Origin of the sequence: Sphingomonas sp. HF-S4, from assembly GCF_032911445.1 — a bacterium.
Lineage (GTDB): Bacteria > Pseudomonadota > Alphaproteobacteria > Sphingomonadales > Sphingomonadaceae > Sphingomonas > Sphingomonas agrestis.
Window position 1 is genome coordinate 674723 of record NZ_JAWJEJ010000001.1, and the last position, 12455, is coordinate 687177.

Annotated in this window: 15 protein-coding genes and 1 tRNA gene; 7 read left to right on the forward strand and 9 right to left on the reverse strand. The window is 67.7% G+C overall.

Annotated features, from left to right (window positions below; all coding sequences use genetic code 11):
- Nucleotides 1–96 precede the first annotated feature (96 nt).
- A complete protein-coding gene (locus tag RZN05_RS02880; RefSeq protein WP_317225118.1) occupies nt 97–447 on the reverse strand; it encodes a DUF3147 family protein in 351 nt (116 codons plus the stop codon).
- A 101-nt stretch (nt 448–548) separates the two neighbouring features.
- On the opposite strand from RZN05_RS02880, the gene otsB reads away from it, so the two are divergent.
- Genes otsB through RZN05_RS02895 form a run of 3 tightly spaced genes read left to right on the forward strand, consistent with a single transcriptional unit; the run spans nt 549 to nt 4524 of the window.
- Nucleotides 549–1304, forward strand: a complete 756-nt coding sequence (gene otsB, locus RZN05_RS02885) for a trehalose-phosphatase (protein WP_317225119.1) — start codon at nt 549–551, stop codon at nt 1302–1304.
- Complete coding sequence (locus RZN05_RS02890) at nt 1301–3094, forward strand: glycoside hydrolase family 15 protein (RefSeq protein WP_317225120.1); 1794 nt, start codon at nt 1301–1303, stop codon at nt 3092–3094. Before otsB ends, RZN05_RS02890 begins: the two co-directional genes overlap by 4 nt.
- The gene (locus RZN05_RS02895) at nt 3091–4524 is read left to right on the forward strand and encodes an alpha,alpha-trehalose-phosphate synthase (UDP-forming) (protein ID WP_317225121.1); all 1434 of its coding nucleotides are present in this window, start codon (nt 3091–3093) and stop codon (nt 4522–4524) included. Before RZN05_RS02890 ends, RZN05_RS02895 begins: the two co-directional genes overlap by 4 nt.
- Here the strand turns inward: RZN05_RS02895 and RZN05_RS02900 are convergent.
- Genes RZN05_RS02900 through RZN05_RS02910 form a run of 3 tightly spaced genes read right to left on the reverse strand, consistent with a single transcriptional unit; the run spans nt 4521 to nt 5751 of the window.
- The gene (locus RZN05_RS02900) at nt 4521–5018 is read right to left on the reverse strand and encodes a DNA-deoxyinosine glycosylase (RefSeq protein ID WP_317225122.1); all 498 of its coding nucleotides are present in this window, start codon (nt 5016–5018) and stop codon (nt 4521–4523) included. The genes RZN05_RS02895 and RZN05_RS02900 overlap by 4 nt on opposite strands.
- On the reverse strand, nt 5015–5404 hold the full coding sequence (locus tag RZN05_RS02905) for a type II toxin-antitoxin system VapC family toxin (RefSeq protein WP_317225123.1): 390 nt from the start codon (nt 5402–5404) through the stop codon (nt 5015–5017). The genes RZN05_RS02900 and RZN05_RS02905 overlap by 4 nt, the downstream gene beginning before the upstream one ends.
- Complete coding sequence (locus tag RZN05_RS02910) at nt 5401–5751, reverse strand: type II toxin-antitoxin system VapB family antitoxin (RefSeq protein WP_317225124.1); 351 nt, start codon at nt 5749–5751, stop codon at nt 5401–5403. The genes RZN05_RS02905 and RZN05_RS02910 overlap by 4 nt, the downstream gene beginning before the upstream one ends.
- Between RZN05_RS02910 and RZN05_RS02915 the strand changes: the two genes are divergently transcribed.
- Complete coding sequence (locus RZN05_RS02915) at nt 5735–6064, forward strand: DUF962 domain-containing protein (protein ID WP_317225125.1); 330 nt, start codon at nt 5735–5737, stop codon at nt 6062–6064. The two genes, RZN05_RS02910 and RZN05_RS02915, sit on opposite strands and share 17 nt — an antisense overlap.
- Here the strand turns inward: RZN05_RS02915 and RZN05_RS02920 are convergent.
- From RZN05_RS02920 to RZN05_RS02935, 4 genes are all read right to left on the reverse strand, one after another.
- Nucleotides 6065–6140: transfer RNA gene (locus RZN05_RS02920), tRNA-Thr, on the reverse strand.
- An 18-nt stretch (nt 6141–6158) separates the two neighbouring features.
- Nucleotides 6159–7022 carry a hypothetical protein gene (locus RZN05_RS02925; protein ID WP_317225126.1) on the reverse strand — a complete coding sequence of 288 codons (864 nt, stop codon included), beginning with the start codon at nt 7020–7022 and terminating at the stop codon, nt 6159–6161.
- A gap of 146 nt (nt 7023–7168) precedes the next feature.
- Nucleotides 7169–7516 carry a hypothetical protein gene (locus tag RZN05_RS02930; protein WP_317225127.1) on the reverse strand — a complete coding sequence of 116 codons (348 nt, stop codon included), beginning with the start codon at nt 7514–7516 and terminating at the stop codon, nt 7169–7171.
- 105 nt (nt 7517–7621) lie between these two features.
- The gene (locus RZN05_RS02935; RefSeq protein WP_317225128.1) at nt 7622–8941 is read right to left on the reverse strand and encodes a replication-associated recombination protein A; all 1320 of its coding nucleotides are present in this window, start codon (nt 8939–8941) and stop codon (nt 7622–7624) included.
- Between the two features lie 105 nt (nt 8942–9046).
- Between RZN05_RS02935 and ubiM the strand changes: the two genes are divergently transcribed.
- From ubiM to RZN05_RS02950, 3 genes are all read left to right on the forward strand, one after another.
- A complete protein-coding gene (gene ubiM, locus RZN05_RS02940; protein ID WP_317225129.1) occupies nt 9047–10210 on the forward strand; it encodes a 5-demethoxyubiquinol-8 5-hydroxylase UbiM in 1164 nt (387 codons plus the stop codon).
- An 82-nt stretch (nt 10211–10292) separates the two neighbouring features.
- A complete protein-coding gene (locus RZN05_RS02945) occupies nt 10293–10889 on the forward strand; it encodes a PadR family transcriptional regulator (RefSeq protein ID WP_317225130.1) in 597 nt (198 codons plus the stop codon).
- Between the two features lie 62 nt (nt 10890–10951).
- Nucleotides 10952–11275 carry a DUF2218 domain-containing protein gene (locus tag RZN05_RS02950; protein ID WP_317225131.1) on the forward strand — a complete coding sequence of 108 codons (324 nt, stop codon included), beginning with the start codon at nt 10952–10954 and terminating at the stop codon, nt 11273–11275.
- Between the two features lie 3 nt (nt 11276–11278).
- Here the strand turns inward: RZN05_RS02950 and RZN05_RS02955 are convergent, their stop codons facing one another.
- Nucleotides 11279–12430 carry a glycosyltransferase family 4 protein gene (locus tag RZN05_RS02955; protein WP_317225132.1) on the reverse strand — a complete coding sequence of 384 codons (1152 nt, stop codon included), beginning with the start codon at nt 12428–12430 and terminating at the stop codon, nt 11279–11281.
- Nucleotides 12431–12455 lie beyond the last annotated feature (25 nt).

Here is a 12455-nt window from a genome sequence, read left to right on the forward strand (position 1 = left end):
GCGGCTGCAATGGGACAGTGCAGCGGCCCGCAAGATCAAACTTAGTTTCTGCTATTTGCGCGAGGTCATTCCAGCTGCTGCAGCGAAGGAAGCTGGTTAGAGGTGAAGTCCCAGGCGGGGGACGAACCACGTCATCGCCGAGTATAATGCGATCGTCAGCGCACATCCGGCGAGAAGCGCGAGCCAGAACCCCATGCCATGCCGAAGCAGCGCCGGGATAAGCAGGAACATGGGCAACGACGGAATAACGTACCAAAATGTTGCCCCGGCATGCGCCGCCATATTCTCGGCATCGGGCTTCTCGTTCCAAAGCCACACCATGCCGAGCACCGAAATCAGAGGCAGCGACGCTATCAGGGCGCCAAAGCCAGGATACCGTTTTGCCAATGTTGAGGCGATGGCGATTAACGCCCCCGAGATGGCAGCTTTCGTCGCGAGATAGAGCATAGCTATCGATACGCGATGTCCGCCCTGCGCGAAAGCATACCGAACGCAGACCGCCTGCACTGGGGGTTCACATCGCGCGTTGCGGACCCCAAGTGGCCGGGGTGTTGCAGAGTATCTCCCCCGATCGCCTTCCCCCGCTCGAGCTTCTCGACGGTGCGAGCCTCTTCCTCGATTTCGACGGGACGCTGGTCGAACTGGCCGACCGGCCCGACGCCGTGGCGGTCGACCAGCGGCTGCGCGGGCTGATGCACCGGCTGCTCGATCGGCTCGACGGGCGGGTCGCGCTGATCAGCGGACGGCCGGCGGACCAGGTGCGGACACTGTTCGGCGAGCCTGTGCTTACCGTCGTCGGCAGCCACGGCATGGAGTTCCGCTTCGCCGATGGCCGCGAAGTCCAGGCGGCGCGGCCCGAGGGGCTGCCGGCGGCGCTCGACGCCATGCATGCGCTGGCGGCGCGATCTCCGGGCGTGCTGGTCGAGGACAAGCCGCTTGGCGCGGCGCTCCACTTTCGCCAGGCGCCCGAGCAGGAGGCCGCGTGCCAGGCGTTGGCCGCGCAGCTTGCGCAGGCCCACGGGATGTACCTGCAGCCCGGCAAGATGATGATCGAGGTTCGCGCCGCGGGCGGCGACAAGGGTGCTGCGTTGCACCAATTAATGTCGGAACCGAAATTGGCCTCCACGCGTCCCTTGTTCATGGGTGACGATCATACCGACGAGCCGGGCTTCGCGGCGGCCGAGGCGCTGGGCGGTGCCGGAATATTGGTAGGGCCGGCGCGCGCGAGTGCGGCGCGCTATCGGCTGGCGGATGTCGAGGCGGTGCTTTCCTGGCTGGAAGCGGCGACCGGGCAGACCGCATGACCGATCTGGATCTGTGGCCGATCGGCAATTGCCAGGTGAGTACGCTCGTCGATCGCGCGGGCCGGTTCGTGTGGGGCTGCGTGCCGCGGGTCGATGGCGATCCGATCTTCTCTTCGCTGGTCGGCGGCGCCGATCCGTCCGAAGCCGAGGCGAGCGGCTTCTGGTCGATCGAGCTGGAGGATGTCGCCACCGTCGAGCAGAGCTATCTGCGTAATACCCCCATCCTGGTCAGCCGGCATTGCGACGCGGCCGGCAATGCGATCGAAGTGATCGATTTCTGCCCCTATTTCCGGCGGCTCGGGCGAAGCTATCGCCCGGTGGCGTTCGCGCGGATCGTGCGGCCGGTTTCGGGGCGCCCGCGCATCCGCGTGCGACTGCGCCCGACCTGCGGCTGGGGCGGAAGCTGCGGCCAGCGGATCGGCGGATCGAACCATATCCGCTACCAGCTCGAACCGATGACGATGCGGCTGACGACCACCGCGCCGGTCGGGCTCGTCCATGAGGAGCGGATCTTCCGGCTCGAACGGCCGCTGCACTTCTTCCTCGGACCCGACGAGAGCTTCAGTGGCGACATCGCCGCGAGCCTGGACGCGATGCTCGCCGAAACCACGGCCGAGTGGCAGGAATGGGTGCGCGGCCTCGCGATCCCGCTGGAATGGCAGGACGTGGTGATCCGCTCGGCGATCAGCCTCAAGCTGTGCCAGCACGAGGAGACCGGGGCGATCGTCGCGGCGCTGACCACCTCGATCCCCGAGCATGCCGGGTCGCAGCGCAACTGGGACTATCGCTACTGCTGGATCCGCGACGCCTATTACACCGTCCAGGCGCTCAACCGGCTGGGCGCGCTCGACGTGCTGGAGGCGTATCTGGTCTATCTGCGCAACATCATCGACAGCGCCAAGGGCGGGCACATCCAGCCGCTCTATGGCGTGCTGGGCGAGGCGGTGCTGGAGGAGCGCTTTGCCGACGATCTGGCCGGCTATCGCGGGATGGGGCCGGTGCGCGTCGGCAACCAGGCCTATGAGCAGGTCCAGCACGACGCCTATGGCCAGATCGTGCTGTCGAGCACCCAGGCGTTTTTCGACCAGCGGCTGTTCCGCATGGCGGGGATCGAGGATTTCGAGGCGCTGGAAAAGGTCGGCGAGCGGGCCTGGGACTATCACGACCAGCCCGATGCCGGGCTGTGGGAGCTGCGCACGCGGCAGAGCGTCCACACCTATTCGGCGGCGATGTGCTGGGCGGCATGCGACCGGCTCGCCAATGCCGCGCACGCGCTGGCGCTCGAGGATCGCCGCGCCTTCTGGCAGGACCGGGCGGACAAGATCCGCGCGCAGATCGAAAGCAGCGCGTGGCGCGAGGATACGCGGCGGATGTCGGCGACCTTCTCGGGCGACGATCTCGACGCGAGCCTGATCCAGTTGCTCGATCTGCGCTTCCTATCGCCCGACGATCCGCGCTTCGTCGATACGCTCGCCGCGGTCGAGGCCGGGCTGCGCCGCGGGTCGCACATGCTGCGCTATGCCACTGAAGACGATTTCGGGTTGCCCGAGACGGCGTTCAACGTGTGCACCTTCTGGCTGATCGAGGCGCTGCACTTCACCGGGCGGAGTGCCGACGCGCGCGCGCTGTTCGAGGAGATGCTGACGCGGCGCACCGCCGCAGGCCTCCTTTCCGAGGATATCGACCCCGTGAGCGGCGAGCTCTGGGGCAATTATCCGCAAACCTATTCGCTGGTGGGCATGATCAATTGCGCGGTGCTGCTCAGCAAACCGTGGAGTGCCATTCGATGAGCCGACTGATCGTGATCTCGAACCGGGTGAGTGCGCCCGACGGCTCGCATTCGGGCGCGCAGGGCGGGCTGGCGGTGGCGCTGGCCTCGGCGCTGCGCGAGATGGGCGGGATATGGTTCGGCTGGTCGGGCGAGCAGACCGACCAGTTCACCGGTCAGGTCAACCTCCAGCGCGGCGACGGCTACACCACCGCGACGGTCGACCTCGAAGAGCAGGACGTCGACGAATATTATAACGGCTATGCCAATCGGACACTATGGCCGCTGTTCCACTACCGCATCGACCTGGCCGAATATGAGCGCGGCTTCGCCGGCGGGTATCAGCGCGTCAACGAGCGCTTCGCCGATACGGTGCGGCCGCTGATCGAGGCTGAGGATTCGGTGTGGATCCAGGATTATCACATGATTCCGCTGGGCCACGAACTTCGCAAGCGCGGGTGCCAGAACCGGATCGGCTTCTTCCTCCACACGCCGTGGCCGCCGCGGCGGCTGCTCGCGACCCTGCCCGAGGCGCGCGAGCTGGTGGAGACGCTGTTCGCCTATGACCTGATCGGCTTTCACACTGCCGAGTGGCTCGAATCCTTCTGCGATTTCGCGCGGCTCGAGATGGGCGCGGACATCGACGAGGAAGAAGGCGTGGTCCGCTTCGGTGGGCGCAGCGTGCGGGTGATCGTCTGCCCGATCGGGATCGACGCCGCCGAGTTCCGCGAAATGGCGGACAATGACGCGGCGCGCGACACCTATGAGCAGATGCGGCGCAGCTCGGTGGGGCGCGCGATGATCGTCGGCGTCGATCGGCTCGATTATTCGAAGGGGCTCGAGGAGCGCTTCGCGGGCTATGAGCGCTTCCTGCTCGAGCATCCCGAGGAGCGCAAGGAAGTGTTCCTGCTCCAGATCGCGCCGCCCTCGCGCGGGACGGTGGAGAGCTACCAGCGGATCCGCAACGCGCTGGAAGGCGTGTCCGGACGGATCAACGGCGCGCATGCCGATCTCGACTGGGTGCCGATCCGCTACGTCAACCAGGGCTATCCGCGCGACGTGCTTGCCGGGGTGTATCGCGCGAGCCGGATCGGGCTGGTGACTCCCTTGCGCGACGGGATGAACCTCGTCGCAAAGGAATATGTCGCCGCCCAGGATCCCGAGGATCCCGGCGTGCTGATCCTGTCGCGCTTCGCCGGCGCGGCGGTGCAGATGGAATCGGCGCTGCTGGTCAATCCGTACAGCGCCGAGGAGATTTCGGACGCGATCCTTCGGGCGCTGCAGATGCCCAAGGCCGAGCGGATCGCGCGCTGGCGGGCGATGGCCGAGGATATCGAGAAGCACGACGTGCTGTGGTGGCGCGCACGGTTCATCGACGCGCTGATGGCGGCGCCGCTCCCCGGCGGCGCGGCGCATGCGGCCGAGGCGCTGGTCCCCGAAACCGCAGGCTAGGCAAGATAGTGCGAAAGCGCCGCCCAGGCGGGCGCCTTGGCCTCGAAGCCGATCGTGTGGAGCGGGCTGCTCGAAGGCAGCGCGACGATGGCGTAGCGATCGGCGGCAGCGCCGAGTTGCTTGCGGCCGTGGCGCAGCGCCGTGCCGCCGTTGAACGCGATCGCGCGGAGATCGGGCAGCGTGGCGGCAAGGCCGGCCACGTCGTGGCCCTCGATATCGCGCATCGCGGCGTCGGTGCTGCCGGGGCGGGTGGCGCTGGCGACGACGTCCCATAGCCCGATATGCGCGGCGAGGAGAGCGGCGAGGCGGTCTTCATAGGGGAGGGCAGGCAGGTCGCGCCCGGCAGCCGGGGAGATCAGCCGCCAGAACTGGTTTTGCGGATGCGCATAATAGCGCCGCTCGGCGAGCGAGCGCTCGCCCGGCAGCGAGCCCAGGACAAGCAGGCGGACGCGCGCGTCGACGACGGGCGGGAAGCTGTGCTTGCGTTCGCTCACGCGGCGGAGGTGACGTCGGTATGGACGAAGTCGTCGCCCTTGAAGAGCAACGGCTCGCCGGTGGCCTTGGCGAGGGCATAGGCGAAGCAATCGCCAAAATTGAGGCGGGCGCGGTGGCCCGACGCTTGTCCGTAGATGCGGTACGCCTCGCGGGCGATCTCAGCCTGCTCGACCGATGCCGGTTCGGAGAGGACGCGACCGCTGCGAAGCAGCGTGTCGACGACCGGCGCCCGTGCGGGATGCCGGCGCTGGACCACGACCCCGAGCTCGACCCAAGTGCCGACCGACATCCGGCGTACCGGCGCCGTAGCGATTGCGCGAAGAAAGGCTTCGCTTTCCCCCTCGTTCAACACGATCGCCATGATCGCGGACGTGTCGAGGATCACCGCGGCAGGCCGTCCGAGTCGTAGATGTCTTCCATCCATTCCTTCGAGGTTCGTCCGCGCCATTCCTCGGGTATATCTGCCCGAAACTCCCGCGCGATCTCGCGGAGCCTGGTGACCGTCGCGTCGACCTCTTCCTCGCGGCGGCGCAGCTCATGCTCCAGCGCCTGCTTGATCGCCTGAGTGACCGGCTGGCCGGTGGCACCGGCCAGTTCGCGCGCAAGGCGAACCGTCTCGGGATCCTTGATGTTGAGTTGAACGGTCATTTCTACCTCGGTCGTGCCGCATTCTACCATGGCTTGCGCCACGACGAAAGAAGCGTAGTTTCCCCGCATGGCGCGCACGATCACCCGTTATGCCGATTTCTGGCCCTATTATCTGCGCGAGCATGCCAAGCCCGAGACGCGGCGGCTGCACTATGTGGGGACGTCGCTGACCTTCGTGTTCCTGGGGCTCGCGCTGATCTGGGGCGGCTGGTGGTGGCTGCTGGTGCCGCTCGCCGGATACGGCTTCGCCTGGGGTGCGCATTTCGGGGTGGAGAAGAACCGGCCGGCGACCTTCACCTATCCGCTCTGGTCGCTGTGGTCCGATTACCGGATGTTCTTCCTGTGGGTGAGCGGGCGTCTGGGGCCGCATCTCGCGCGGGCAGGGGTGCACGAATGATGGTGCCGGCTGCAGGAATCGAACCCGCGACATCCAGTTTACAAAACTGGCGCTCTACCAACTGAGCTAAGCCGGCTCCGCCTGCCCTTTAGCTTCACGGTACGCCGAAGGTCCAGCCCTCGGTTTTCGCGAGATCGGGGGTGAGCGCCGCGGGCGACCAGAGTTCGGGCTGCGCCGCGGCGACGCGGAGCCAGGCGGCGGAGAGAATCGCATCGGTGGCGTGGTCGTCATAGCGCGCGAGCGGCGCGTGCGGTTCGGAGCCGAACGCCGCGAGCATCGTATCGAGCGTATCGGCGTCGCGGATCTTGGAGATGCCCTTGCGCATCCCCGCCAGCCGCGCGGCGAGCGAGGTGTAGATCTCGACCAGCACCGGGCCGGTTTCGGGCAGCGGATCGAACGGCCACAGACCGATCGTACCGCGCAGCCGGTGGAGCACGCGCATACCCGTCAAGCTCGACTTGCCGACCTGGCTTGCCCCGACTAGGTTGAAGCAGCTGTACGGCGATAGCCGCATCGCTTCCTGGCCATGCTCGCACACCCGGAAGCGGCCGCGGCCGGGCGGGAACAGGTCGCCGCAATCGCCGCGTTGGCGAAAATGGCGGCGTGCGTCGGGGTGATCGACAAAGCTGGTGGCCGCGAGATACGGATCATCCGCGCTGAGGTCGTCGACCAGTTTCCACAGCGAGGGCCCATTGGGCGGCGAGATGTCCCAGCCGGGGAAATAGGCACCCTCGTCATCGAAGGGAAAGGCGGGGGACAGATCGAGCCCGATCAGCGCGCGGGTGCCACTTGCTGCGAGTTGCCAAAGCCATTCGAGGATATCCTGCCGCGACCAGTTGCGGTCGATCAGTTCGGGCGCAGCATTGCCGGAACGTGCGCGTGCCACCGCCAGCCCCTTGGGCCGTGCGACCGCCTGGCCGGACCAGTCGATTGCGATGAAATCGGTGAAGGGCTGCACCTAATTCCTCCCCGGTACGGGGAGGGGTACCGCCGCCGAAGGCGGTGGTGGAGGGGGCGTACCGCGAGGGGCAACCTGTGGGGAGAGCCCCCTCCACCAGCCTGTGGCTGGTCCCCCTCCCCGTGCCGGGGAGGAATTGGGTACGCTCACGGCCGCTCCGCCATTCCCGCCGCCACCCGCTGGGGTTTCTTCGCCCGATCCCACCAGGCGCGCTGGATGTAGAGTTCGATGCGTTCGCGGCTGGAGGTGCCGTAGCGGACGAGGAGCATCGGATAATTGGCGTAGTGATCGGTTTGCCAGAAGGTGTCTGGATCGGTCTCGAACAGGATCTGCTTCTCGGTATGGGTGACCATCAGGGCAAAGCTGTCCTTCTCGCGGCCGGGCGACATCAGGCCCTTGCCATTGATCTTGGGACAAAGCGTGCCCCACCAGCTTTCCATCACGATTTCGGGCAGGGTGCTGGCATAGGCCGCGGCGTCTTCCCAATCGCGCATCCCCACCTCCGTTCGCGCTGAGCTCGTCGAAGCGCCGTCCTGCTCCTTGCGATAGTAGCGAAGAACAACAGCGCTTGGACAAGCTCAGCGCGAACGGTTCGGGAATCAATCCCCCCGCCGCTTCTCGCGCATCTCGTTCCACCACGCGATCCGCTCGGCAATGCGCTTCTCGTGGCCGCGGTCGGTGGGCGCGTAGAAGGTCTGCGGCGTCATCTCGTCGGGCCAGTAATTGTCGCCCGAAAATCCGCCCTCGGCATCGTGGTCGTAGGTATAGCCCTTGCCATAGCCGATCTGCTTCATCAGCTTGGTGGGCGCATTGAGGATGTTCTGCGGCGGCATCAGCGACCCCGTTTCCTTCGCCGAGCGCCACGCCGCCTTCTGCGCCGCATAGGCCGCGTTCGATTTGGGCGCAGTGGCGAGATAGAGGCACGCCTGCGCGATCGCGAGCTCGCCCTCGGGCGAGCCGAGAAAGTCGTACGTGTCCTTGGCGGCGATGCACTGGACCAGTGCCTGCGGATCGGCGAGTCCGATATCCTCGACCGCCGCGCGGGTGAGGCGGCGCAGCACGTAGAGCGGTTCCTCGCCCGCGGTGAGCATCCGCGCGAGATAATAGAGCGCCGCCTGGGGGTCGCTGCCGCGGATCGACTTATGCAGCGCCGAGATGAGGTTGTAATGCCCCTCGCGATCCTTGTCGTAGACTGCGACGCGGCGCTGGAGGAAGTCGCCGAGCGCGGCGGGGGTCAGCGGTGCCTCGAACGTCACCGAGAACAGCGTTTCCGCCTGGTTGAGCAGGAAGCGGCCGTCGCCATCGGCGCTGGCGACCAGCGCGTCGCGTGCCTCCGGCGTGAGCGGCAGCGGGCGCTCCTCAAGTTCCTCGCCGCGGTCGAGCAGCTTGCACAGGGCTTTATGATCGAGCCGCTGGAGAATCAGCACCTGCGCGCGGCTGAGCAACGCCGCGTTGAGTTCGAACGACGGGTTCTCGGTGGTCGCGCCGACCAAGGTGACGGTGCCGTCCTCGACATAGGGGAGGAAGCCGTCCTGCTGGGCACGATTGAAGCGGTGGATCTCGTCGACGAACAACAGCGTTTTCCGGCCCATCCGGGCATATTCGCGCGCCTCGGCGAATACCTTCTTCAGATCCGCCACGCCCGAGAACACCGCCGAGATCGCGACGAAGCGCAGCCCCACGGCGTCGGCGAGGAGCCGCGCGATCGTGGTCTTGCCGGTGCCCGGCGGGCCCCAGAGGATGATCGAGCTGAGCTTGCCCGCGGCGACCATCCGCCCGATCGCTCCCTCGGGGCCGGTGAGATGCTCCTGGCCGACGACCTGGTCGAGCTGCCGGGGGCGCAGCCGGTCGGCGAGCGGGCCGGTGGTCGGCGCCTCGGTGGGGGCAGTTTGTTCGTCGGTGGCGAAGAGATCAGCCATAGCCTCCGCAGATAGGCGGTCGGGCGGCGATTTGCATCACTGGTTTGACCTGCCGCAACCCGGCGCGCGCGCCGCGGTGCAAGATGCACGCGAAGGAGAACGCGCGTGGACTGCGACGTCATCATCGTGGGGGCAGGGCCTGCCGGGCTGGCGCTCGCCCGGTCGCTCGCCGATACCGGGCTCGATATCGTCGTCGTCGAGCGGCAGCCGCTCGCCGCGATCGCCGATCCGTGTTTCGACGGGCGAGAGATCGCGCTTACCCACGGTTCTGCCGACATCCTGACCAGGCTCGGCGCCTGGGACCTGATCCCCGAGGACGAGATATCGCCGCTCCGCGCCGCGCGCGTGCTCAACGGCGGCTCGCCCTTCGCGCTGGATTTCGATGCCAGCGGGGAGGAGCCGCTTGGCTGGCTGGTGCCCAATCATCGCATCCGCGCCGCGCTGTTCGACGCGATCGACGGGCAGGACGGGCTGCGCCTCGTCACCGGGGCGGAGGTCGTCCGGGTGCAGACCTCGCGCGCGATGGCGGAAGTCGAGCTTGGCGACGGGTCGCAGCTGCGTGCCCGGCTGCTCGTCGGGGCGGACTCGCGCCTGTCGGGCATCCGTGGCCTGCTCGGTATTTCGGCCGAGGTGAACCGGCTGGGCCGCTCGATGATGGTGTGCCGGGTTCGGCATCCGATTCCCCATCACGGCATCGCCACCGAATGGTTCGACCATCACCAGACGATGGCGATGCTGCCGCTGGGCGAAGGCATGTCTTCGGCGGTGCTGACCCTGCCGAGCGCCGATATCGAGCGACTGGCGGCGCTGGGCGATGCCGAACTGGGGGCAGAACTGACCATGCGCTATTCGGAGCGGCTGGGGCCGATGGAAGTGGCGGGGCCGCGCGTCGCCTATCCGCTGGTGACGACCTGGTCGTGGCACTTCGCGGCGACGCGGGCGGCGCTGATCGGTGACGCAGCGGTGGGGATGCACCCGGTGACCGCGCACGGCTTCAACCTGGGGCTGCGCGGGGCGGACCTGCTCGCCCGGCTGGTGCGCGCGGCGGCACGGCGCGGGCGCGATCCCGGTGCCACGCCGCTGCTGCGTGCATATGAGCGCAGGCATCGCGGCGCGAGCTGGCCGCTTTATGCCGGCACCAACCTGCTGGTGCGGCTCTATACCGAAGAGACGATGCCGGCGCGAGCGATGCGGCATGCCGGGCTGCGTCTGGGCGCGAAGCTGCCCTTCGTGCGGCCCGGAATCCGGCGGGTGCTGATGGCGCGGTGAATTTTTCTCCGCGGGAGGCTTGTGCGCGTGCCTTCAAGATATATCTTAGCGCTATCGGAAAACGCATTAAGAGGATTTTGAGATGCGATTTGGATTTCATCACGGCCCGCATGGCGGGCACCGCTGCGGCGGACGGCATGGCGGTCCGGGCGGCTGGGGGCGTGGCTTCGGCGGCGGACGCGGCTGGGGCATGCCCGAAGGCGGCCGCGGCGGCGGGCGCGGGCGGCGGATGTTCGACGGCGGCGAGCTGCGGCTGGTGCTGCTCAAGCTCATCGAGGAGCAGCCGCGCCACGGCTACGACCTGATCCGCGAGATCGAGGAGCGTTCGGGCGGCGCCTATGCGCCGAGCCCCGGCGTGATCTATCCGACGCTGACGCTGCTCGACGACATGGGACTGGTCGAGGCCAGGGCCGAGGGCGCGCGAAAGGCGTTCGCGATCACCGAGGCCGGCAGCGCCGAGCTTTCGGAGAAGGCCGAGGAAGTGGCGGCGCTGTTCGAGCGGCTCGCGGCGCTCGGCGAGCAGCATGCCCGCACCAGCGGCGGCCCGATTCGCCGTGCGATGGGCAATTTGCGCGCCGTGCTGCAGGAGCGACTCGGCGGTTCGGAAGTTGATCCAGAGACGCTGCACGACGTCGCCGCGATCCTCGACGAGGCGGCACGGAAGATCGAGCGGCTCTGATGCCGCGACTGGAGATGCTGCGGCGCCGGCTGGGACTGGCGCCGCAGGGGAAGGAACGAGACATGACGATCACGACGACGAGCGCATCGGCGCTGGTGCCCACGGCGAGCGCGAGCAAATACCTCCAGCAGCTGTGCAAGCATTGGGAGCATAACCTCCAGGTCGAGTTCACCCCCGAGAACGGCACGGTGATCTTCCCGCGCGATGCGCGCGGCGCCGATCATCCCGGCGACGCGGTGGTGACGTTCAACGTCGCCGAGACCGGGCTCGAGGTGCGGATCGACGCATCGAGCGACGAGCAGCTCGAGGGATTGAAGGGCGCCGTCGCGCGCCATCTCGATCGTTTTGCGTTCCGCGAGGCGCCACTGGCGTTCGACTGGCGGTAAGACTCAGCCGCCGCGGCGCGCCATCACCTCGAGATAGGTGTCGATCACCTTCTCGTTGACCGCCTCCCACACATAGGCCTGCGCCTTGGCATGGCCCGCTGCGCCCTGCGCCTTGTGGAGCGCGGGATCGGCGACGAGCCGCGCGATCGCATCCGCATAGGCTTCGCAATCGCGGGGCGGGACGAGATAGCCGTTGACCCCGTCCTGGATCAAATCGACCGCGCCGGTCGCGCGTGCCGCCACCACGGGGACGCCGCACGCCATCGCTTCCAGCGTGACGTTGCCGAAAGTCTCGGTCACCGACGGGTTGAACAGCACGTCCATCGAGGCGACGGCGCGGCCGAGATCGTCGCCCTTCTGGAAGCCGGCAAAGGCTGCTTCTGGGACGCGCTCGGCGAACCAGTCGCGCGCCGGGCCGTCGCCGATCACCAGCACGCGGTGCGGCACGCCGCGGTCGCGCAGCGCGGCGCAGACGTCGGCGAAGATGTCGAGCCCCTTCTCGAGCACCAGCCGCCCGAGAAAGCCGATCGCGAACTCGTCGTCGCCGATGCCGAGGCTGCGGCGCCATTCGAGGTCGCGGCGCGCCGGGGTGAAGCGGGCATGGTCGACTCCGCGCGACCAGATCCGCACCGGGGTGGTGACGCCCCAACTGCGGATCAGCTCGGCCATCGACTCGCCGGGGGTCACGACCTGGTCGACGCGGTTGTAGAAGCGCGTCAGCCCCTTGATCATCAGCGGCGCGACGAAGCCGATGCCGTAATAAGCCGGATAGGTCTCGAAACGGGTGTGGAGCGAGGCGACGGTCGGGATGCCGCGGTCGCGCGCCCAGCTCACCGCGCGATGGCCGAGCACTTCGGGCGCCGAGACATGGACGAGGTTGGGCTTGAACGCGGCGAGATCCTCGCGCGTCGTTTTGGGCAAATGCCAGGCGAACTTGTATTCGGCGCGGCCACCCGGGACGGGGAGCGCGGGAACGCTGACGAGGTCGCCGGTGGGTGCGAAGGCGGGGGTGTCGGTGGTCGGCGAATAGACCCGCAGCGTCACCCCGCGATCGAGCAAATGCCCGGCGAGCTTGTTGAGCGCCTGGTTCGCACCGTCGCGGACATAATTGTAATTGCCGCTGAACAGGGCGACGCGGAGGTCGGTGGGCTGCATCGCGGCGCGATAGCGGGGGGCGGGG

What these genes read in the sequence shown, in the direction of transcription:
- RZN05_RS02880 (WP_317225118.1), bottom strand. Translation starts at nt 447, where the DNA reads ATGCTCTATCTCGCGACGAAAGCTGCCATCTCGGGGGCGTTAATCGCC.
- RZN05_RS02890 (WP_317225120.1), top strand. Translation starts at nt 1,301, where the DNA reads ATGACCGATCTGGATCTGTGGCCGATCGGCAATTGCCAGGTGAGTACG.
- RZN05_RS02895 (WP_317225121.1), top strand. Translation starts at nt 3,091, where the DNA reads ATGAGCCGACTGATCGTGATCTCGAACCGGGTGAGTGCGCCCGACGGC.
- RZN05_RS02915 (WP_317225125.1), top strand. Translation starts at nt 5,735, where the DNA reads ATGGCGCGCACGATCACCCGTTATGCCGATTTCTGGCCCTATTATCTG.
- RZN05_RS02930 (WP_317225127.1), bottom strand. Translation starts at nt 7,516, where the DNA reads ATGCGCGATTGGGAAGACGCCGCGGCCTATGCCAGCACCCTGCCCGAA.
- RZN05_RS02935 (WP_317225128.1), bottom strand. Translation starts at nt 8,941, where the DNA reads ATGGCTGATCTCTTCGCCACCGACGAACAAACTGCCCCCACCGAGGCG.
- RZN05_RS02945 (WP_317225130.1), top strand. Translation starts at nt 10,293, where the DNA reads ATGCGATTTGGATTTCATCACGGCCCGCATGGCGGGCACCGCTGCGGC.
- RZN05_RS02950 (WP_317225131.1), top strand. Translation starts at nt 10,952, where the DNA reads ATGACGATCACGACGACGAGCGCATCGGCGCTGGTGCCCACGGCGAGC.
- RZN05_RS02955 (WP_317225132.1), bottom strand. Translation starts at nt 12,430, where the DNA reads ATGCAGCCCACCGACCTCCGCGTCGCCCTGTTCAGCGGCAATTACAAT.